Here is a 19,857-nt window from a genome sequence, read left to right as displayed (position 1 = left end):
TGGCCAAACTGAGGGCATTCAGATCGAAATCACTCAAAATCCGCCTCCTGTAAGGCTTGCCGGGAGGAACCGGTCCGTCCGAGTCAACAGCTTCTCAGATGTGGATCGTCGCCTTGCTGTAGAGTTGAGCTTGGCCGCTTATTCGCACGCGATCGCCGGCGAGTTGGCAGAGGAGCTCTCCGCCGCGGGGGCTTATCTGGCGCGCACGCAGCTTCGTTTTGTTCAAACGCTTTGCCCAGTAGGGGGTTAAAATACAGTGTGCTGAACCTGTGACCGGGTCCTCGTCTATGCCATCTGCTGGAGCGAAAAAACGGGATACAAAATCATGCAAATTGCCCGGTGCGGAAACGATCACGTTGGAGTTTGCAGTGCGAGCGAGAAGCGACAAGTCGGGCTCGAGAGCGGCGACAATTTCCTGGGAAGGAAAGATGGCGAGGGAGTAGGCGGACGCGTGAAACTCCACGGGGTGTGCGCCGAAGGCGTTTGTGAACCAACTAGGTGTCGAGGTCGGTTTCGGAGCTTGGCAGGGAAAATCGAGGGTGTAGAGGCTGCCGTCGCAACTGACCGAGAGCGGACCGCTTTTCGATTCGAAAAATATCGTGTCCGACGTTTCGCCGAAGTGCTCACGCAGCGCGAAGGCGCTAGCGAGGGTAGCATGGCCGCACAGCAGTACCTCCACGGCCGGTGTGAACCAGCGAATCTTGTACGCCCCGGTGGCCGACTTTACCAGAAACGCGGTTTCGGAGATGTTGTTCTGAGCAGCGATAGACTGCATGATGGCAACGTCGAGCCAGTCATCCAACAAGGCGACTGCGGCGGGGTTGCCGGAGAAGGGTTCGGATGCGAATGCGTTTACGGTAACGAGCGGCAGTTTCATGGCGATAAGGCTTGGGATGATTGAGGCAGTAGCCAATGTCTCGCTCCACCACAGGTCAAGAGGGTTGCGTTGTGGGGCCGGATTGATTGCATGGTGAGCAATGATGAAGTGTCAGATTGCCTTGTGCCTAGTCCTAACTCTATTCGCGCTTGCTGGATGTGGTCCGAAAGCGGATACACCGAACGAGGCTCCTCAAGTTTTTGTCTTCGCCCGGGGTAGCGACGCTCAAAAGCTGGATCCGGCGGATATAGATGATGGAGAGTCCGTCAATACGCTTACCCAGATTTGTGAGGGCCTAGTGCGGTTCAAAAGTGGTACGCTGGAAATCGAGCCTTGGCTCGCGGAGTCGTATTCAGTATCGCCCGACGGACTGGTGTACCGTTTTAAAATTCGGGAAGGAGTTCAGTTTCACGATGGCACTCCCCTTGATGCCGAGGCAGCTGCGTTTTCTTTTCTCCGACAAATGGACGAGAGCCATCCTGCCCATCTTCCAGAAGCGGCATTTTCGTATTGGAGCTACCTCTATCAGGATGTGGTTGCAGTCGAAGCGGTTGCCAAGATGGAGTTGGAGATCCGTCTTTCTCAGGCGAATGCTTCGATGCTGCGCTCGTTGGCGATCTTTCCGGCATGGTTAATTAGTCCTAGTTCTTTGGATACATATGGAAGCGAGATGCAGCGAAATCCAATCGGTACGGGGCCTTACCGTCTAAAGGAGTGGCGTCGCAACGAAGCGGTCATTCTGGAACGTAATCCGGATTACTGGGGAGAGGCACCCGCTTTCGAGCGTCTCGTGCTCAAGGTGGTGCCGGACAATACGACACGATTGCTCCAGCTGAAGTCGGGTGCCATTCATGGCATGGACGGGCTCCAACCTACCGAGGTAGCTGCCTTGAGGAACGATCCAAACCTGACTGTCTACGAGGAGGCTGGGCTAAATGTGGGATACATGGCGTTTAACCTGGAAACGGAGCGACTCTCGCACCTCGAACTACGGAAGGCTATTGCTCTGGGGACAGATAAACAGGCATTTGCCACGGTGGCTTTAGAAGGAGCGGGGCGACCTGCTTCCTATCCGCTGCCCAAGGGCTTTCTCGGGTATCCGAGCGTTGAGGACAAGATCATTTACGACCTTGAGCGCGCCCGCAAATTAGCTGCTCCTTTCGTGGACCTCTTTCGTGACAAGCCATTGGAGATTTTAGTTATGAATGCCCCTCGGCCGTACTTGCCCGATCCGGTTACTGCCGCGACATTTATGAAGGGTCAGATCGAGGCGATCGGCATCCCTGCAAAGGTCGTGTCCTTGGATTTCAAGACGCAACTCGATAGGCTTCGCAACGGTGACTTCGAAACTGCCCTCATCGGATGGGTGGGAGACAATGGAGATACAGACAATTTCCTGAGCGTGTTCTTTGGAAGCTGGGCTGCGGAAAAGGGTACTGCGACTAACTACAGCTTCTATCGAAACCCAGAGATGGACGAGCTGCTTTTGACCGCTCGCAAGACTACCAAAACGGCGGAGCGGGCAGAACTCTATGAGGAGGCTATTGCTATATGGAAGAGAGATTTACCGCTGTTGCCACTTTGCCACGGTGACAATATTGTAGTGCTTAGTTCGCAGTTCGAGGGATTTCAGTTGCAGAAAATTGGCGATCTTCGCCTGAGCGAAATTAGGGTGAAGTAGGTTTCGCGACAGAAAGCGTTTTCTGAATCGCTTCGCTTCGATCAGGCGTTTGTAGTCCTAGCCGTGCTGCTGGCTCTGCTCAGAAAGATTCCGTTCTTCCTCGCTCTCTACGTTTTTGCGAGCCTAGCGATCTTTGCGGCGATAAATGCGATTCCAGGCGATCCGGTGGAGCTTCGCTTTGGCAAGGTAGTCAATGCGGAGCGAGTAGCGATCGAGCGGGAACGGCTTGGCTTGGATCGTTCGTTCGTGGAGCGATACATCCTCTCGCAAAAGCAATTTCTGACAGGGGATTGGGGCAGGAGTTTGGGTAGTGGGCAAGCCACTACGGTGGACTTTTTTGCCTTCATGCCTGCCACCTTGGAGCTGAGCTTCAGTGCCATGTTGTTGGGGGTCGCTCTTGGATTGAGTGTGGCCCTCTTTGGCGCGCTAGGCAGCTACCCCTCGATGTCTCGTTTGGCGAATGGGATTGGCACAATCGGTTTGGTAGTGCCCATTTTTTGGATAGGGATTGTGCTGTTGGTGGTCTTTTCGCTTTGGCTGGGATGGTTTCCGATGGGAGGGCGCTTCGATATGGCGTCGATTCAGCCGAGTCGAAGGTCCGGGTTTCTCTTTTTGGATACAGTCTTTTCCGGAGACCTCGCCTCGCTAGGAATTGCGTTCAAGCATCTCGCTCTTCCGGCGGTTTGTTTGTCGGTTTTTCCGGCGGCAAGCGTTGCGTCGGTGACTTACGCCCGCTTGCAGGAGCCCGAATTGCAGGCATTTATCGTGGCTTTGCGATCGCGAGGTTATGGCACTGCTCGGATCTTGTGGCGGCACTTGCTGAGAGTATCTGCGGGTACGACGATCACTGTAGTTGGAACGTCCTTCGGGGCTTTGCTGGGCGGAGCGTTTTTAACGGAGACTGTTTTCTCTTGGCCGGGAATCGGTCGTTATTTGGTGACGGCGATCCTTGAGCGTGACGTTTTCGTGGCCCAGAACATTCTCACTTTTCTCGTGCTTTTGGTGATCTTCGTCGCTTTCGTTTCGGACCTGATCGTCTTTCAGCTCAATCCGAAAAAGGAGGAGGGCGAGTGAGCGAGGGTCGGTGGATAAACGGAATCGTATTCGGCCTGATGACCTTGCTTTTGGCGGGGATTCTATGGACGCCTTACGATCCTTACGAGCAGGCATTCTTCGATTTGCGAATTAGTGGCTCTAGTATGGAGCATTGGTTTGGGGTGGACCGATTAGGCCAGGACTATTTTAGCCGTATCTGGAGAGGAGCGGGGAATTCTATTTCGTTCGCGTTGCTAGGAAGCTTGGGGGCGTTGCTAGTTTCAGCTTTGCTTCTGATGGCTGAGCGAATGGGGGGGAGCTTATTGGGGCAGGTGGTAAGGACTTTGGTTTCCTTTGGTATCGCCTTACCGGCGATCTTCATCGGGCTGCTAGTCGTGACCTTTATGGAAAGGGGAGCAAGCTCCTTGGCTCTCGCGATCGGGGCGGCGGGAGTGCCGTTCGCCTTCCGGCAACTTCGAGTGATATGGAGCGAGCTAAACGCGACCGCTTATGTCGAAGCGAGTCGAGCGATTGGCGGTTCGATCTGCCACCGCTTCGTGTTCACGATTTGGCCTAACTTGTGGCCTCAGCTACTGGGACTATGGAAGCTCGTATTCGCATTCGCGCTCCTTGAGTTGAGCGCATTGACCTTTCTCGGATTGGCGGGGGATCCGAATTGGGCGGAGCTGGGAACGCTTCTGCGGGCGGGGCAGGGCTTGCTGCTGCACAGCCCAGCTTTTGTAATTTGGCCGGGTGTGGCGCTCTGCTCGGTTTTGGGAATGGTGCGCTTGATTCGGTCTTAGGTTTGGTCCCACCCTACCTGAGACCCTCCCATGTATGAAGTTCTGTAAGCTTTTCTGAAAAGGTATCGAGTTTTCTTACGGGTTTCTTAAGTTGTTGTTCTACAATTAGAAAGGAACGTTTATGGGGAAAATTTCCTAAGGTTTGTATGGAAAGTTTACACTAGGGGTTGAGGGGCTGGGACTCGATAAAATTTTTAATATGATCACCAACAGGCGCTTAACAACTGGCGCGATACGCGGATCAATTTATGGCCGAGTTTAAGCAACTTGGTTCCTGAGTTTCGAAATTCTTTGGAAGCTCATGGGTGCCAATATTAAAATGAAAACGATACCTTCGTTCCTGTTCGCAATCGCCGCTCTCGGCGCTGTTTCTTCTGTCGGAGCCATCAGCTTCGATTTTTACAAACTCGATAAACCAAATGGAGCAGGCGATTTCCTGCCGATAGACGGTTTTTTTAACGCCGACGACATGGTGGGCTCACCCACTTTGACTTACGTCAATGAAGGCCTGTCTGTAACCGCTTCGGCAACGTACAACGGTAACGCTGCAGTTGCAGTTCAGGACAGCACAGCGGGCTGGTCCGACCTTAGAGGCGCTGGATTAGGTGTCTATAAGACGACTAAGCCCATCAAAACTTCTGACGACAACATCGATAGGGGTGAGACGCTGATCCTTACCTTTGACCAGGTCGTGACCCTGTCGAAGGTTGAGCTTCGTGCAGACAAGCATGGGGTGCAGAACTGGGTCGATGGCGCGACATTTTTGCTGAATGGTATGTCATATGCCCTGCCTAAGGGTGTTGGCTCTGTGTTCCTCGATTTGACAGGTTCTGTGTTTAGCTTCACCCATTCCGCAGGTATCTCTGATCCAACCGGTGGGCCAAGCGAAGATTTCTATGTCGCTGGTCTTAATGCGAGCGTATACGTCGCACCTCCTCCTCCAGCAACCGTCCCTGATTCAGCGAGCACCCTTAGCATGCTCGGCCTTGGATTGATCGTCCTTTCCGGAGTTGCTCGTCGCTTTAAGCGTTAATATTGAGCTTTAACCGTAAATAATCATCTAACGTGCACCGTCTTGGTGCACGTTTTTTTTTGCGAAAAAGCTCTCCTCTCTCTCGATGAGGTTGGAAGAGCTCGAGCGACTTTGATGAAATCTTGAGATGCGGTCGCGGGAGGAAGCTTCGTGCTGTAGGGAGTATACGAAAAAGCCCATCCGAGTGGGATGGGCCTTTGCTAAATTATTCGTTGGGTGAGTTACTCTTAACGGCCGCCGCGGGTGTAGTAGTTGAGGCGCTGGAGAAGGGCGTTGGCTTCAGGAGGAAGCTCGAACCAATCGCTCATCACGATTTCCGGCATGTTATAGTCGGTGTTGTAGAACGCTTGGGTGCCCTTGTTGTTTGGAGAAACCCAACCTGCTTTCACTGCAACACCAGCGAAGAGGCCCTTCTTGTTGGAATAGACAAGGATCTTGGCGTTCTTGTAGTCGATGTTTTGGCGAGCTTCGCGGGAGCTTTCGAGCGGGCCAGCCACGGCTGCAGCATCTGCTCCGAAGTCGATGCGGCCAGTGTAGGCTTTGCGCACGGTGTCGAGATCCATGATCACGTAGACCGCGTCGAACTCCTTGACTCCGAGCTGTAGGCCGATGGTGGCTCCACCGGTGCGGACGAATGCAGGAACGCCCCATTCTCCGCTGATCGGATTCTTTGCGATAAGGATGCCGTGCCCGGCGTGACCGCCTACCATAAATCCGCCACGGTAGTTCAGGGTGAAAATGATTCCCTGGGCGTCTTTGAGGATATCGGATGGGATGGCAGTGGCTGGGTCTGCCATGATTTCCTCAAGTACGTATTCGCCGGCAACGATGTTTTCTACGAGCTTCTCGCGCTTGGGAGCGGCGTTGGCAGTTGCCGCGAGAAAGGCGAGGCCTAGGCAGGCAAGGGCGATCCGGTTGATTTGCTTCATAACTATATGTGGGATTGGCGCTTGGGTAAGAGGTTCCTTTTGCAGCACGATGCCGTGGATTGGAAGCGATTATTTGACCGAGGCACCGATTTTTGCAACAGAAGATGTTTCAGAGGGCAGAGGACTTGCGCTGGGCGCGGCGAAGGGATTTGAGACACTATAGAGTTGTTATGAGGCGTAGGTGTGGTTTCTTAGCGCCCTGCATGTCACGAAGTGATAGATCTTTTTACCGTGTATCCCGGCGCTGGATATCGGATTTGATGGAACGGCTAGCCTTGAGCCAAAGGAGCCGTTTCAACGTTTTGGCAATCTTGATCGGAGTTTTGAGCGGTCTTAGCGCGGTGGCATTCCACCAGTCTATCCATTGGGCGGAGCATAGCTGGATCTATCGGGTGAGCGAAATCCCCGGCTGGCTTGGCGTCGTCGGCTTGATTGTCCTTCCGGCTTTGGGAGGTCTCTTCGTCGGGTTTCTGATCAAGCATTGGGCGCCCGAAGCGGCGGGGAGCGGAATCCCGCAAGTAAAGGCCGCATATTTTCTGAAGTTTGGACGCATCCGTTTCCGGGCGGCGTTGGGAAAGTTCTTGTTGGGGACAGCTTCGATTGGAACGGGAGCCAGCTTGGGGCGGGAAGGGCCGACGGTACACCTATCTGCTGCAATCGCATCATGGGTGGGACGTTGGTTTGGTTTGGCACCACGCCAGATCATGGCTTTGATCCCCTTGGGCTGCGCGGGCGGTATAGCGGCGGCTTTCAATACGCCTCTGGCTGCAATCGTGTTCGCGATCGAGGAGATCATGGGGGACATGAAGCACAAGGCTTTCGCCGGGATCGTGATGGTGGCGGTGATCGCCGCGGTGATCGAGCGTTCTCTGCTGGGGACTGATTCCATGTTTCAGGTGCCTCTTCATCCGGACCACTTATCGGGTATGAGCTTGGCCATGAGCGTGGTGCTTGGCGTGTTGGCGGGTTTCGTCTCGCACGCGTTTGTCGAGTGCCTGCTACGGGCTCGCGAGCGAGTGAAGCTGGTGCGTGGTCGTTACAGCTGGATGATGCCGGGACTAGGCGGATTGCTGACAGGGTGCGTGGGCGCGTTGGTGTATAAGAATCTTGGGCACATGGGTGTCTTTGGAATTGGCTACTTGGATCTGTCGGCCGCGTTGGCAGGAAGCTTGGGGCTGGGCGTTTTAATCGCTCTTTTCGTGGGCAAATTTGCCGCCACGATCTTTTCCTATTCGAGCGGTGGTTCGGGCGGCATCTTTGCGCCGACTCTATTTATCGGAGCAATGCTGGGTGGAGCGGTGGGTGTGCTGGCGGAGAAGGTGAGCGGAGATGCGGATTTGCTGCCGCATGTTCTCGCTCTGGTGGGGATGGGCGCGCTTTTCGCAGGTGTGATACGGGCTCCGGTGACGTCGATCCTTATTATCTTCGAGCTAACTCGAGACTATAACTTGATCCTGCCGATCATGCTCGCCAACCTGATTTCCTACGCAATCGCAACCAAGCTGCGCGATGTGCCGATCTACGAGGCACTACTCATTCAAGATGGAATCAACCTTCGCAAGTTTCCGATCTTACGACCGAGCCAAGGATGGCAAAATATGCCAGTGGGTTCGATTATGACGAACACGGTTCATACCTTGGGGGCGAAAATGTCTCTGTCTGATGCTTGGGACAAAATCAAAGGCGAGGGATTTAAGGTGTATCCAGTCGTTGATGACGAGATGCACTATGTCGGATTGGTTCATCGTAAAGGTGTTAAGATCGTTAGCGCTCAGTCTCCCAAAAAGCAGGTCCAAGATATCTTCATCTCCGACACCTTTCCGAAGGTGTATCCAGATACTCGGATTCGAGAGGCGGCTAAGCAGTTTGTGAATACGGAGTGGATTGCCCTTCCGGTGGTCAGTCGATTGGACGAGGGGCGAGTCGTTGGGGTAGTCACATTACATGACATTACGCGACAGCAGTTTCTTCAGGAAACCAAAGGGGATTAAGAGCATTTAAGGAAGTGAATATGGAAAACGTTTGGAAGCGTAAGGGCGGCGAAAAGCCGGTTGCATCAACGGCAGGTCGCCGAACGCCTTGGGTCGAAATTAAGACGTTCACGTTTCATCCCACGATCTACAAGTCGATGTTGGGAAAGGTTTCGGCCGACGCAGCCGCGGGCGATATCGTCACTGTCTACGACCGCAAGGGAGAGATTTTTGGTTCGGGCCTCTATAACGGAAAGGCACGGGTGCCGCTGCGGATGTATCGCCATGGCGACGTGGTTTTCGAGGAATCAGGTTTCTTGGAATTGATCGATCGGGCGATTTCTTTGCGTCGGGAAGCTGTGTCTCTCGATGCGAGCTCTGAGGCATATCGTGTGATCCACTCGGATGGCGATGGACTGAGCGGGCTCGTGGTAGACAAGCTGGGGACTGTATTGAGTGTTCAAGTACATTCGTACGGAGTCTACGAGCGTCTTGGTGAGTGGATACCGTACTTGAAGGAAAGACTCGGTGCCTCCGAAGCAATTGTCGAGGTAGACCAAAAGATCGCTGACTTGGAGGGAATTCGTATCGATGAAAGCCTTTCTGACGACATCCGCTTCGCGAAGTTCGAGGAGCATGGGATTCGCTATGAAGCGGACTTTCGCGACGGGCATAAGACTGGATTTTTCTGCGATCAACGAGACAATCGAAAGCGATTCGGCGAGTTTGCCAAAGGCAAGGAGGTTCTCGACGTTTGCTGTTACACAGGTGGCTTCGCTCTAAACGCCAGCGTTCTGGGAGAGGCTGCGGACGTGACTGCAGTCGATCTCGATGAAAAGGCGATTGCTCAAGGTAAGCGTAACGCGAACCTTAACGGTCAGGCCCGCATCAACTGGACGCATTGCGACGCGTTTTCGTTCATGCGTCAGATGCAGCGCAATGGCCGCCAATGGGATTTGGTCAACCTCGACCCACCGAAACTGATCTTCAGCAAGGAACAACAACCGGAGGGCATGAAAAAATACGAAGACTTGAACCAACTCGCTTGCACGCTCGTGAGACCGGGAGGGGTCATGGCTACTTATTCTTGCTCGGGGCAACTCTCAGCCGAGGAATTCGAGAGCATGGCAATTCGCTCGGCTCATCGCGCGGGACGGCGTCTGCAAATCCTAGATCGCACGGGAGCTGGCAGTGACCACCCGGTGATGTCGAATTGCCCGGAAAGCCGTTACTTGAAGGCGATCTGGTCGATCGTTTGGTAGGTTTCTCGAAGCGATGAGTAGAATAAAGATCCTTTTGCTGTAAGGAATTATCGCTGGCACGACGCTAACGTTATCGTGGAGTGCGCAGGCGAAGCCGGCTCGCTTTTCGTGGACCACAGCATTGAAGACCCGAGGCTCAATTGGCTTTACGAGCGGATTGCTGAGCTAAACGAGGTGGACCGTTCGTTGACGTTGCTGATGCTCGACGGGTTTTCCTATCGAGAAATCTCGGAAGTATTGGGGTATGCAGAGAGCAATGTCGGTGTGAAGCTGACGCGTATTCGGAAAAGACTTACGGAAATATTAGGAGAGGAAGAATCGAATGAACTTTGAAGAAATGCAGGTGATTTGGGATGCACAAGAGAAGCGTTCGCTTTTCGCCTTCGATCGAGTAGGACTGAAGCGCCTAGTGGACAAGCAAGCCTCTGCCGTCAGGTTCAGCCTGGCGCTTTTGAAGTCGTAACGATAGGCGGTTTTCTGGGTGTAGCGCTGGCGGTGGCTTCGGAGCCGTTCTTCGAGAAGCGTGAGTATTTCCAGTATTACGAAGCCGTAGGGTTTGTGTTTTTTGCGGTGGTGATGTTTTTGCGAGAGAGACGTCCGATGAGGTGAGAGCTGCATTCTCTTTGAGTCAGATCGACCCTCTCAAAGGAGACTGGACAAAAACGTCATCGTTGGTACTCGTTGTCCCTCTTATGGCTACCAAGGTAAATAAAATCTCCCGCGGCAACGTCATCGAATACGAGAAGCAACCCTGCTTGGTGATCGAATGTAAAATCGTTGCTCCGCCGAACATGTCTGCGCTCTGCCAGATGCAGCTCAAGAACCTGAAGACTGGCAAGGTCATCCACAACCGCACGAATGTGGGCGACTCTTACGAGGTCTTACACAAGGAAATTAAGGACCTCGAATACTCCTACCCGAACGGTGACATGTACGCGTTCATGGATCTCGAAACTTACGAGACCATCGAAATCACTCAGGAGGTGGTTGGCGACGCGAAGGACTTTCTAATCGAAGGTAAGAGCTACCAGATTTTCTTCGTAGATGGAAATGCAATGGGCGTGGAGCTTCCATCGTCCGTTGAGATGAAGGTGATCGAGGCTCCAGAGGCGGTTCGCGGCGATACCTCTGGAAACGTTCAGAAGACGGTGGTCATGGAAACGGGTATCGAAGTGAAAACGCCGATTTTCATTAAGGAAGGGGAAATCATTAAGATCCGTCCTGAGGACAAGAGCTACCAAGGACGCGCTTAAACATCGGCCCTCACTTGTCTTTTTTATGAAACGCCGAACCTTCGGGAGAAGGTCGGCGCTTTTTTGCGTTCAAGATTGCCGGATTCTCTCCGAAGCTCTTTCTGGCTCAGGCTTGACGACGACCCGGAAGCAAATTCCTAAATTTTATTATGGACTACAACCACCGTAAGCCTCGCCGCACCTTTCCTGTCAGAAGTGTTGTTCAATGGACGGTGGTGGGCATTTTTTCGGTCGTTGTTATCTTCGGAGCGAACTACCTCCGCAGTTCCATGCGGGAGGCGGATTTGACTAAACAGATTAAGTCACAAGAGGAGACGGTACGTTTGGAGGCGAACTCGATTCGCTACCGATTGGAAGCGGAAACTCTCTCTTCGTTCTATCTTGTTACCAGTCTTGGAGCCTACATATCCCTATATCCTGATTTGTCCCAGGAAGATTACCAGAGGTTTGCGGCCTCCATATTTGATGCGAAGCCGGGACTCGTCAATATTGCCGCCGCTCCTGATCTCGTCATTCGGTATATCTATCCGATGGAGGGGAACGAGGCGGCATTGGGGCTCGACTACCTGGAAACCCCTGCTCAGCGAAAAGCAGCCTTGGAAGTGAAGGAAGGGGGCAAGCCGGTAATTGCTGGTCCTTTGGCCCTCGTGCAAGGCGGCATCGCTATTGTCGGGCGTTTCCCCGTTTACGACGACTCGGGATTTTGGGGTATCGTATCGACTCCGATCTATCTCGATCAGTTGCTCGAGGATGCGGGTTTGTTCGACGACTCGCTTACTATCGAAATTGCTTTGCGCGGAAAGGATGGGAGAGGGGCGGAGGGCGAAGTCTTTTTTGGAGATCCGGAGATATTTGAAGCACGATCGCTCAAGGAGCCGATCCGACTTTTTTCGGGTGACTGGCAGATGGGCGTTCGTCCGAAAGAGGGTTGGGCTACTGAAGCTCCCAATGGCTATTGGATTGATCTTTTCGTTTGGTTTGCGAGCGGCCTCGTCGTGGTGATCTCAATACTGCTAAACATATATGTCCTCCGTCTGGTCAAAAGTCGTGAGGTCGAGGCGAGCGTGAGCCGGGCGAAGTCTAGGTTCCTAGCAATTATGAGCCATGAGATTCGTACCCCGCTCAATGGCATTTCAGGAGTGGCTCAACTCTTGGAGATGGAAGAACTTAACGAGGAGCAACGGGAGCTAACGTCGACCATCATAAGTTCGGCGGAAGCTCTGAGCGGATTGCTTTCTGACATTTTGAACCTGAGTCGATTGGAGCAAGATGCCTTCGTCGCGCGGCCCGAACCGGTGCATCTGTATGAAATATGCGAACCGATCATTCGGCTACTAAAAGTCGAAGCCGAAAGGAAATCCATAGAACTGCATTGGTCGGGCGTCCTACCGGACAACAATACGATTGTAATTGACCCTTTGGTACTGCGACAAGTGCTTTGGAATTTGCTGAGCAACGCGGTGAAATTTACCAAAAAGGGGTCCATTTCCCTGGAGCTGAACGCTATTCAAGGTGATAAACGAAAAGGGAGACGTTTGAGTATCAAAGTTACGGATACTGGAGTTGGAGTCGAAAAGTCTCGCCAGAAGGCAGTCTTCGAGGATTTTGTGCAAGAGGATGACAGCACAACTCGCGAATTCGGTGGTTCTGGTCTAGGCCTCGCGATCGTCAAGCGTTTGATAGATGGAGTAGGAGGTTCCGTTTCCCTAGATAGCGAAAAGGGAAAAGGAAGCACCTTTTTCGTTGAGCTGCCAATAGAGTAACGTGTATCCGTTTGTTCGCTACTGGAAGCGAGCTTTATGCGCGGCAGAAACCTTTACGTATTTGGCAGCCCAGCCTTTTATCTTGGATTGTTCTTCTTCGGAAAGGGTGCGTTTCACCTTAGCCGGCGCTCCCATGACCATGCTTCCCGGAGGTATGATGGTTCGAGGCGTGACAAGCGAGCCAGCTCCGATGATGGAGTTATGGCCGATGACTGAGCCATCCAGCACCGTGGCTCCCATGCCGATCAGGCACTCGTTCTCGATCTTACAAGCGTGGATGATAGCCCCATGTCCGATGGTCACGTCGTTTCCGATCTCCACCGGAAACTCATCAGCGAGGTGGACGATGGTACCGTCTTGCACGTTTGAGCGATCTCCCACTTGGATGTAGTTGATGTCGCCTCGAAGGACACAAGCAGGCCAGACGCTTGCATTCTCGCCGAGGCGCACGTCGCCGATGACGGTGGCCTCGTTGGCTACGTATGCGCTGGCTGGGACTTGTGGGTCTTTTGCGAGGAAGGTTTCGAATTGCTCTTCAAGCGTCATAATAAATTGAAAATGCGTTTAGGGTTACTGTTTGTAATAGCCTCGATCTCGAAAGCGCTCAATCCGCTGTCCCTCAATTCAACCAATGGACCTAAAAAATTTGGTGGGTTTATATCTCGCGGGAAAATACGTAGCGGGTAGTCGGTGCCAAATAGGACATTTTCTATCCCGACTTTGTCGCAAAATTCTCGATACACCGGTGTTTTGTATAGGAGAGGGCTGACTGCGGTGTCGAAAGCGACATTGTTGGGGATCCTCTCTTCGCTTCTCAGCGGTTCGCATCCGCCAAGGTGGGCGAATACGAATTGAGTGTTTAGGTGGCTGCTAGCGAGATCCAATAGGGAGTCGAAAGGGGTATCGATTTTCCCGGGGTAGTCGCGGGTGGTCGGGTCGGTTACATGGAAATTAACCGCGGCGTTGTTCTGGGCGGCAAGTTGCAGCGCTTGGTCGAGGACAGGATCGTCGTATCCGTAGCCTTGCGCGGGCGGGTTCAGTTCGCCTATGCCTTTGAACCCAGCATCAAATGCGGATTCCAGCAGATCGAGGGCGGGTTGGCCCCCTTTCGCGTTGAAAGGAGCGAAGCAAATAAGGCGATCCGGATGCATTTTCAGCCACTCGAGCTGCCAGCTGAAGTTCTCAATGCAACTGTCGTGGAATTCCCAATACCATGCTAAAAGGGCGACCTTTTCAATACCTCCTGCATCCATGTCGTGCAGCAGCTCACTGATGGTTTTCCACGCTTGGAGGGATTTGCCTTTACTCGGGTTTACGCAGGAAAGCCAATAGGTTTCATCCCGAGGTCCAGCCCAAGCAACGGGGCTGTGGTAGACGTCTGCTGGATAGAGGTGGATGTGGCTATCGATGGCCATATCGGATTTACCGTTTCGCTCTCTCGCGCATCAGGTCGAGGCTTTGGCGAACCAGAGCCCCCATGGATTCGCAAGTGAGGAAAGATTGGCTCTTGTAGTGGTCGGAGAGTTCTTCGCGCAATTGGTGCACATTCTCGATAGGGGCGAGCCTGTCCTGCGACATACTGTCCAGAAGGGCACGGAGGCGAAGCCCTATCGCATCGATGCGGCGGGAGATGAGCGCATGTTCCTCTCGTTGGTACTGACGAGCGGTCTTTGTATCGATATGGCTGGTACAGAAAGAAACGAGCGGATAGTTCTCCTTGAAGAATTGGGGAAGATAGAAGTTTTTTCGTCCATCGTAGGACTGCTGGTCGAAGTCCATACAGCGGATGCGAATCTGCGTTTCCTCGAAATCTGGCGTGATATCGACAATGAAATTGTACGGGCGCATATCTCCGAGAAGCCGCACAAAGCAGCGCTCGTTGAACTTGATGAGCTCCTTCGCGATACGGATTGCTTTGAGGCGAGGGCTTTCCATCCAATCGTCGATAAATATATCGCCTGGCAGACCGACCACGTGTTCCTCGACCAAGGTGTCGCCATCGGTTAGGAAAAACATGCGGTTAGGGGAGAGCAAGTGCTCGAGCTCGAGGCCATATATACGCGAGGCATCCGCCTTTTTGACGTAAAAATAGTCTTGGTTGTCGTTGCGCGAATTGACGATGCGGACGCGAAATGGCTTGGAGTTACCGAATACGCAGTAGTCGATGCGATCGACGTAGAGGTGCTCCATGACAGACTCGTCTCCACCTGCCTTGAGGATAGCGTACACGCGTTTTAGCCCCTCGTTGAGCTTCTTCATGATGAATGGCTCGTAGATGAGGGTTTCCCAAAGGGTGTCTTCCCCTTTTGAGTCGTAGAGCGGGGCGCCCATCTGGAATCGCTCTAATTGGTTGTAGCGAATAGGGAGGGAGTGCTCTCGATTGAAGCTCGTGAGGTAGAACCGTAGGGAGTCGCTAATCGGAATCGACGGTTTGCGGATTGTTTGAGTGATCCGCTGCCTCGCTGTTTTTCGAGCGGGTTGCTCTAAGAAATCCTTTGGGTCTTCGCTCGCTGACATGTTGTTGGGTTGAGGGTTGGTCCGGAGCATACTTCGGCGAGAGAGGGTCTCAAGGGCAAAGCGGTGCCGAGCTCAGAATTCGCAGAGTGGTCCTTCATTAGGAGATCAGCGGGAGGTGTTCCAGAGATCTTCGATTTTACTTCGTTCACCTGTTTGGGGAAACCAGGGTTTTCGGTCACAGTAGTGGAGCAAGCGGCAGTCGGTGAGTCCGCTGGTGTCCGCATAGTCTTTTTTGATCAAATTGTACTCGGGTGGAAGCACTCCTAGATCGATCTTGTGTCGATGTATCCATTTGTTGAGGATGCCTTGGTCTCCGGAATTGTAGCCACTTCGTCCAGGATTGTCCCGAGCGATGATTTTGAGCTGCTCGATTGTTTGTGGACCTTGAATGGACTTGTGGATGGAGAGCACGCCACTGTTGATCTCGTTTGGATGCCCCTTGTAGCCGCGGGTACTCTTGAAGCCAGTGTCGAGGGCTGCGAGCAGGGCGTGCGGACTGCTGCCTATGAGAAGGGGCGCAGGGCGGAGACAAAGGATGTCGCTGTCGAGGTAGATATTTCGTTCGAAACCGAAGTCAGCGAATGCTTCGAATTTGTAGAAGGTTTCCGCGTGGCGTTTGGAACGGCTCTTTTTGTAGGGTGAAATGTCTGCGTATGAATTCGTTTCGATCCGGTGGCGTTGGGAGGCGAGCCTAGCGAGATAAGAGTCCTCTAGGACCCTAGCATCCCGGCTCAGCGCGACGATGGGAAGTACGGGATTGTGCTGCTGCCATGATTCCAAGAGTCGCAGAGTTCCGGGAATGTAAAGGTTGTCAGTGAGGACTACGAGGCAACTGCGGGACATTGCGTCAACGGACCCTCAAGGATCTTAGGCGATAGAGCGCTGCTGCGAGTTCCTGGAGACGGATTTGGGCGAAGTCGCCCTCGCCGAGGGCGGAGAGGCGTTGAGTGGTCGCGATTTCCAAGGTGCGTTCGAGAGCGACGGGGATGGAATACTGCTCGAAGAGCCGATTTTCGGATGCATAGAGAAACGCCGCTCCGATTGTCTTCGCTTGGGAAGAATTCACGATTTGGGGGACGAGGGAGAGATCGATCTCGTTTTCTCCAAACGTGATGGATCTCGCATCTCGTGTCTTGACGCGACTCCGTCCGGGCCGGCCTCGGTTGGAGGTGTAGGGATCGATGGATGCGGGTTCGGCGAAGCGGGTGGATTGCTCTGGCTCTGTGGCGATGCTTTGAGGGTTCAGCCTTTGCTGGGGACCTTTACTATCGCAAAGGGCTTTTGCCTCTGCGGTGAGGTCCTTTGGGATGTAGTTATCGAGGGCAATAATGAGATCGGCCGGTTCGAAGTAGTCTCCCGATCCTCCGAGTACTATAATAGTGGATACGCCACATTCTTCGTAGAGGGATCGAACGCGTTGAACGAACGGAGTGATGGGCTCTTTCTCCTTTGCTATCAGTTGTTGCATGCGAGCGTCTCGAATGAGGAGGTTGGTGGCAGAAATATCCTCGTCGAGCAGCAAGGTTTTTGATCCAGTCTCGAGAGCTTCGATGATGGAAGCGGCCTGAGAGGAGGAACCGGAGGCGTTTACGGTGGTGAAGTTGGCGGAAACTTTGTTGCCGGGGAGCTGGCCGATGAAGGGGGTGAGGTCGACGCTCGCTACGGATCGACCATCTTCGGCTCGGACTTTAGTGGCGTCATGGCGAGCGACAACGAGCTCACGTCCGTCTAGGGGGCGATGATTGTATACGCCGCGTTCAAGGGCCGAGAGGAGGGTGGTCTTGCCATGGTAGCCTCCGCCGACGATTAAAGTGACGCCATCGGGTATTGCCATGCCGGATACGGGTCCAGCGTGAGGAAGCTCAAAGGTTTGGCGAAGAGAATCAGGGGACTGGAAGGGGACCGCGTCTGGCATGGGCCGTTGGTCGATACCGGAGGCGCGTGGCAGGATGGCTCCTTCGGCAATGAAGGCTACGAGTCCCCTTGGTGCGAGGGCCGCCCTTAGAGTGTCGGCGTCCTCTGCAACGTTGGCGAAGTTGCGGATGGCGTTGGCATCCAATCGATCATAGCAGAGGGCGTTTTCGACCATTTCAGGCAGAGCTTTAACCAAGAGATCGATAGCTGCGTGACCTCGGATGCGTCGGCCGTTTGCGGGGAGCCCAACGGAAAAGCGGACGATGGTTTCCTTCGGTCCGATCTCCACGCAGCTTCGCTGTAACATCTCTTGTCCAGGCGTATCGATCAGTATCAAGCCCGACTTGCCGGAGCCGCTGTGTGCTGAGGCTTGTTGGCATGCCTTGGAGAAGGAAAGGGCGAGATAATTTTCAGTCCCGGTACGGCGGGAGACGTTTGAAAATAGGTTTGCGGGGAGTTCCGATTCATCGTGTGGGAGAATGATCGAAAGCCGAGAGGGCGAGGCGAACGGGTCGCCTTGAACCCTGTCGACACTGAGGTCGAAAAATTCGAAGTCGTAGATTCCGCGAATGTCTTTATAGGCTGGATACGGTCTTCCGTCTATTCGTTGTAGAGTAGAGCGAAGGTCGGTTTTGTGCTTCATGGATTTCTATTTCTCGAAGATGCTTTCGACGGTCTTTTTTGTTATGTCGATACGGGTGTGTCCGAAGTCGTCTCGTGGCTGATTCGAGTCGAGCACTGTGGCGAAAAATAATCGGCGTCCCTCTTTTTCTGCCCATCCGACCCACCATCCGATGTTTCGGCTTTCAGGCAGCACCGCCCAGCCGGTTTTCGCGGCGTAACGTATTGGTTCGTCTTCGGGCGAGAGCATCATTTGCTTGACGGAATCCATCACGCTTGGGTCGAAAGGGAGATCGTGTTGGTAAAGTCGTACTAGAAATTCGATCTGCTCTAGGGGCGAAATACTGAGTGCTCCGGTCAGCCAGAATTGGTCGATGCCACCGGAAATATCTTGGTTTCCGTAGGGAATGGAATTGACGAAAGCCAGCATGCGATCCGGACCTATCTCGCGAACGAGCTCCTGATAATGTGGAACAGAGGAGATTCGAAATGCGGTGGTGAGGGGCAGGTCTCGGTTGGTCTCTTGACGACCACGTTCGAGGCCGTCCCATTTGAGGATGCTGTCTTTGTCCGCGACCACGCCGGATTGGAGGGCTGCTTGGGTACTGAGGATCTTGAAGGTCGATGCGGGGATAAATCGCTCTTCGGCGATGGAGGGATGGCTCGCGAAGTGGGTCTCCTCTTGAAAGTCGTAGACGAGGACCGTTCCTCGGTAGCCCGTTTTCTCCAGGAGGTCGCGAGCCACTGGGAGGAGTTGAGGAGTTGGCTCTTCGGCTCTTAGAGACAGGCAGAGAGACAGGAATGCGAAGGCGGCGGCGAATCTCATGTGGGGTGTTGGCGCTCGTAGGAGAAGATGAATTGTTGGGCGAATCCGGCGAGAGGGCCGTAGTGTACGCGCCCGAATCGGGAGAGCTGAGCGGGGTTCCAACCTTCGAGGGTGTAGCGTTTCTCGAGCACCTTGATGATCCAGGTGTCGACGGGAAAGGCCTCGAGTTTGGCCGCTCCGAAAAGCAGGGCGCAGTCAGCTATTTTTTCACCGACCCCTGGGAGGGAGACGAGCATCTGCTTTGCTTCTTCGTACGGAGCGTTCTCGATTCGCTCGAGTAGGCCAGGCTGAGTGGCGAGGAGATCGGCACTTTTCTTGATGTTTTTCGCTCGAAAGCCGAGCCCTAGGGAACGAAGCTGGGTTTCGGAGGCATTGGTTAGCTGTTCCCATGTAGGGAGGGCGTGGATACCGGGCATGAGCTCATTGCCGAGGGTAGCCGCCATGCGTTCGCACATGACTTTGATCTGCGGGATCTGCTTGGTGGCGGAGCAGAGGAAGCAGAGCACAGCTTCTGCGAAGGGTTGCCTGAGAATGCGGAGACCCGGGAAGGCCCGGAGAGATTTGGCGAGATGACCGTCACTGCGCCAAGGAAGGGAATCGACCGCGGCGTCCCAGTCGAAGTCGTCGCGGAGGTAGGCTGCGAGTGCTGGAAATGTATCGGGTGCGTTTGCGGGAGTGGCTACGAGGAGGTGGTTTTTATCCGAAAAACGGATACGCGCCACATATTGCCCCCAAACACCTTGCCAGCAGGACTCCTCGGGGAGGAAATTCCAGCGGAAGGCTTGGCCGCCGTTTAGGGTTTCAGCGAGGGTCTGCTCGGTGAATGAGGTTGTTAGCGGAAGGGGCGTCCAAGAAGTCCAATCGGCCATGTGCGGACGCGGGCTAAAGCTCCGCGCTACGTGGTGTTTCTGTCCAGAGAAAGCTTTGGGCTGATTCGAGGGAGGTTCCTGAGGCATTCAGAAGATCGATCTTCCAAGCCACGGGATGGCTGCTGGAGGCATTCCATTCTTCTCCGGTGAAGCCTACGAGGATCCGCTTCTTTTCGAGTGATTCGACAGGGGACTCGAAGGATTCTATTTCTTGGGTGCCCTTTCGGACGAACTGGACGCGAACCTTTTTTATCTGGGCAAGAGTAGGCTTCTCGCTGGCCAGCAGTGAAATGTAGAAGCCGTCTCGTCTGGAAGTATCGCTGCGGTATACAGCGTACCGTCCGTCGCTGTGCTTGCCGGTTAGGTACTCGGAGACACGTTTGAAGGACGCGGCATCTCGGTGTTCGGTAGAGATGATAGTGAGCTCGGCCCGGGCGGAAGCGGCGAGGGCAAGCAGAGTAAAGGCGGCTATGAAGTGTCTCATTCGGAAAGGGCAGTTTTGTG

The 19,857-nt window shown here is 53.8% G+C and carries 20 protein-coding genes; 10 read left to right on the top strand and 10 right to left on the bottom strand.

Annotated features, from left to right (window positions below; translation table 11 throughout):
* Positions 1-94: 94 nt before the first annotated feature.
* Entirely contained in the window at positions 95-877 is a 783-nt protein-coding gene (locus QEH53_RS17580) for a PhzF family phenazine biosynthesis protein (protein ID WP_309024522.1), read from the bottom strand.
* A 100-nt stretch (positions 878-977) separates the two neighbouring features.
* Here QEH53_RS17580 and QEH53_RS17575 point away from each other — a divergent pair, with 100 nt between their 5' ends.
* The 4 genes from QEH53_RS17575 (at position 978) to QEH53_RS17560 (ending at position 5,429) form a co-directional block, all read left to right on the top strand.
* Complete coding sequence (locus QEH53_RS17575) at positions 978-2,558, top strand: ABC transporter substrate-binding protein (protein ID WP_309024521.1); 1,581 nt, start codon at positions 978-980, stop codon at positions 2,556-2,558.
* A gap of 63 nt (positions 2,559-2,621) precedes the next feature.
* Positions 2,622-3,632: an ABC transporter permease gene (locus tag QEH53_RS17570; RefSeq protein WP_309024520.1), complete on the top strand. Its 1,011-nt coding sequence runs from the start codon at positions 2,622-2,624 to the stop codon at positions 3,630-3,632.
* Entirely contained in the window at positions 3,629-4,396 is a 768-nt protein-coding gene (locus tag QEH53_RS17565; RefSeq protein WP_309024519.1) for an ABC transporter permease subunit, read from the top strand. The genes QEH53_RS17570 and QEH53_RS17565 overlap by 4 nt, the downstream gene beginning before the upstream one ends.
* Before the next feature lie 301 nt (positions 4,397-4,697).
* Positions 4,698-5,429 carry a hypothetical protein gene (locus QEH53_RS17560; protein WP_309024518.1) on the top strand — a complete coding sequence of 244 codons (732 nt, stop codon included), beginning with the start codon at positions 4,698-4,700 and terminating at the stop codon, positions 5,427-5,429.
* A gap of 227 nt (positions 5,430-5,656) precedes the next feature.
* Here the strand turns inward: QEH53_RS17560 and QEH53_RS17555 are convergent, their stop codons facing one another.
* Entirely contained in the window at positions 5,657-6,358 is a 702-nt protein-coding gene (locus QEH53_RS17555; RefSeq protein ID WP_309024517.1) for a lipid-binding SYLF domain-containing protein, read from the bottom strand.
* A gap of 260 nt (positions 6,359-6,618) precedes the next feature.
* Between QEH53_RS17555 and QEH53_RS17550 the strand changes: the two genes are divergently transcribed.
* From QEH53_RS17550 to QEH53_RS17525, 6 genes are all read left to right on the top strand, one after another.
* Entirely contained in the window at positions 6,619-8,349 is a 1,731-nt protein-coding gene (locus tag QEH53_RS17550; protein ID WP_309024516.1) for a chloride channel protein, read from the top strand.
* Positions 8,350-8,369: 20 nt separating this feature from the next.
* The gene (locus tag QEH53_RS17545) at positions 8,370-9,590 is read left to right on the top strand and encodes a class I SAM-dependent rRNA methyltransferase (RefSeq protein WP_309024515.1); all 1,221 of its coding nucleotides are present in this window, start codon (positions 8,370-8,372) and stop codon (positions 9,588-9,590) included.
* 75 nt (positions 9,591-9,665) lie between these two features.
* On the top strand, positions 9,666-9,923 hold the full coding sequence (locus QEH53_RS17540) for a sigma factor-like helix-turn-helix DNA-binding protein (protein ID WP_309024514.1): 258 nt from the start codon (positions 9,666-9,668) through the stop codon (positions 9,921-9,923).
* A complete protein-coding gene (locus QEH53_RS17535) occupies positions 9,913-10,053 on the top strand; it encodes a hypothetical protein (protein WP_309024513.1) in 141 nt (46 codons plus the stop codon). The genes QEH53_RS17540 and QEH53_RS17535 overlap by 11 nt, the downstream gene beginning before the upstream one ends.
* A 229-nt stretch (positions 10,054-10,282) precedes the next feature.
* Positions 10,283-10,843, top strand: coding sequence for an elongation factor P (efp, locus tag QEH53_RS17530; protein ID WP_309024512.1), 561 nt, complete (start codon positions 10,283-10,285; stop codon positions 10,841-10,843).
* Between the two features lie 149 nt (positions 10,844-10,992).
* A complete protein-coding gene (locus QEH53_RS17525; protein WP_309024511.1) occupies positions 10,993-12,606 on the top strand; it encodes an ATP-binding protein in 1,614 nt (537 codons plus the stop codon).
* Between the two features lie 18 nt (positions 12,607-12,624).
* Here the strand turns inward: QEH53_RS17525 and QEH53_RS17520 are convergent, their stop codons facing one another.
* The 8 genes from QEH53_RS17520 to QEH53_RS17485 form a co-directional block, all read right to left on the bottom strand.
* Complete coding sequence (locus tag QEH53_RS17520; RefSeq protein ID WP_309024510.1) at positions 12,625-13,152, bottom strand: gamma carbonic anhydrase family protein; 528 nt, start codon at positions 13,150-13,152, stop codon at positions 12,625-12,627.
* Positions 13,149-14,021: an amidohydrolase family protein gene (locus QEH53_RS17515; protein ID WP_309024509.1), complete on the bottom strand. Its 873-nt coding sequence runs from the start codon at positions 14,019-14,021 to the stop codon at positions 13,149-13,151. The genes QEH53_RS17520 and QEH53_RS17515 overlap by 4 nt, the downstream gene beginning before the upstream one ends.
* A 7-nt stretch (positions 14,022-14,028) precedes the next feature.
* Positions 14,029-15,123: a hypothetical protein gene (locus QEH53_RS17510; RefSeq protein ID WP_309024508.1), complete on the bottom strand. Its 1,095-nt coding sequence runs from the start codon at positions 15,121-15,123 to the stop codon at positions 14,029-14,031.
* A gap of 105 nt (positions 15,124-15,228) precedes the next feature.
* The gene (locus QEH53_RS17505) at positions 15,229-15,966 is read right to left on the bottom strand and encodes a glycosyltransferase (protein ID WP_309024507.1); all 738 of its coding nucleotides are present in this window, start codon (positions 15,964-15,966) and stop codon (positions 15,229-15,231) included.
* A 4-nt stretch (positions 15,967-15,970) separates the two neighbouring features.
* A complete protein-coding gene (locus QEH53_RS17500; protein WP_309024506.1) occupies positions 15,971-17,680 on the bottom strand; it encodes an ABC-ATPase domain-containing protein in 1,710 nt (569 codons plus the stop codon).
* Positions 17,681-17,686: 6 nt separating this feature from the next.
* Positions 17,687-18,484: a penicillin-binding transpeptidase domain-containing protein gene (locus tag QEH53_RS17495; protein ID WP_309024505.1), complete on the bottom strand. Its 798-nt coding sequence runs from the start codon at positions 18,482-18,484 to the stop codon at positions 17,687-17,689.
* Positions 18,481-19,353: a DNA glycosylase gene (locus QEH53_RS17490; protein ID WP_309024504.1), complete on the bottom strand. Its 873-nt coding sequence runs from the start codon at positions 19,351-19,353 to the stop codon at positions 18,481-18,483. The genes QEH53_RS17495 and QEH53_RS17490 overlap by 4 nt, the downstream gene beginning before the upstream one ends.
* 13 nt (positions 19,354-19,366) lie before the next feature.
* Positions 19,367-19,837: a hypothetical protein gene (locus QEH53_RS17485; RefSeq protein ID WP_309024503.1), complete on the bottom strand. Its 471-nt coding sequence runs from the start codon at positions 19,835-19,837 to the stop codon at positions 19,367-19,369.
* Between the last annotated feature and the right edge of the window lie 20 nt (positions 19,838-19,857).

Origin of the sequence: Pelagicoccus sp. SDUM812002, from assembly GCF_031127835.1 — a bacterium.
Taxonomy (GTDB): Bacteria; Verrucomicrobiota; Verrucomicrobiia; order Opitutales; family Opitutaceae; genus Pelagicoccus.
Note: the sequence above shows the minus strand (reverse complement) of the source record. Positions and strands in the feature narration are given on the sequence as shown.

Bases quoted from the DNA above. Each gene is read 5' to 3' on its own strand.
- QEH53_RS17580 (WP_309024522.1), bottom strand. From the start codon at position 877: ATGAAACTGCCGCTCGTTACCGTAAACGCATTCGCATCCGAACCCTTC.
- QEH53_RS17575 (WP_309024521.1), top strand. From the start codon at position 978: ATGATGAAGTGTCAGATTGCCTTGTGCCTAGTCCTAACTCTATTCGCG.
- QEH53_RS17560 (WP_309024518.1), top strand. From the start codon at position 4,698: ATGGGTGCCAATATTAAAATGAAAACGATACCTTCGTTCCTGTTCGCA.
- QEH53_RS17555 (WP_309024517.1), bottom strand. From the start codon at position 6,358: ATGAAGCAAATCAACCGGATCGCCCTTGCCTGCCTAGGCCTCGCCTTT.
- QEH53_RS17550 (WP_309024516.1), top strand. From the start codon at position 6,619: ATGGAACGGCTAGCCTTGAGCCAAAGGAGCCGTTTCAACGTTTTGGCA.
- QEH53_RS17545 (WP_309024515.1), top strand. From the start codon at position 8,370: ATGGAAAACGTTTGGAAGCGTAAGGGCGGCGAAAAGCCGGTTGCATCA.
- QEH53_RS17535 (WP_309024513.1), top strand. From the start codon at position 9,913: ATGAACTTTGAAGAAATGCAGGTGATTTGGGATGCACAAGAGAAGCGT.
- efp (WP_309024512.1), top strand. From the start codon at position 10,283: ATGGCTACCAAGGTAAATAAAATCTCCCGCGGCAACGTCATCGAATAC.
- QEH53_RS17525 (WP_309024511.1), top strand. From the start codon at position 10,993: ATGGACTACAACCACCGTAAGCCTCGCCGCACCTTTCCTGTCAGAAGT.
- QEH53_RS17520 (WP_309024510.1), bottom strand. From the start codon at position 13,152: ATGACGCTTGAAGAGCAATTCGAAACCTTCCTCGCAAAAGACCCACAA.
- QEH53_RS17515 (WP_309024509.1), bottom strand. From the start codon at position 14,021: ATGGCCATCGATAGCCACATCCACCTCTATCCAGCAGACGTCTACCAC.
- QEH53_RS17510 (WP_309024508.1), bottom strand. From the start codon at position 15,123: ATGTCAGCGAGCGAAGACCCAAAGGATTTCTTAGAGCAACCCGCTCGA.
- QEH53_RS17505 (WP_309024507.1), bottom strand. From the start codon at position 15,966: ATGTCCCGCAGTTGCCTCGTAGTCCTCACTGACAACCTTTACATTCCC.
- QEH53_RS17500 (WP_309024506.1), bottom strand. From the start codon at position 17,680: ATGAAGCACAAAACCGACCTTCGCTCTACTCTACAACGAATAGACGGA.
- QEH53_RS17495 (WP_309024505.1), bottom strand. From the start codon at position 18,484: ATGAGATTCGCCGCCGCCTTCGCATTCCTGTCTCTCTGCCTGTCTCTA.
- QEH53_RS17490 (WP_309024504.1), bottom strand. From the start codon at position 19,353: ATGGCCGATTGGACTTCTTGGACGCCCCTTCCGCTAACAACCTCATTC.
- QEH53_RS17485 (WP_309024503.1), bottom strand. From the start codon at position 19,837: ATGAGACACTTCATAGCCGCCTTTACTCTGCTTGCCCTCGCCGCTTCC.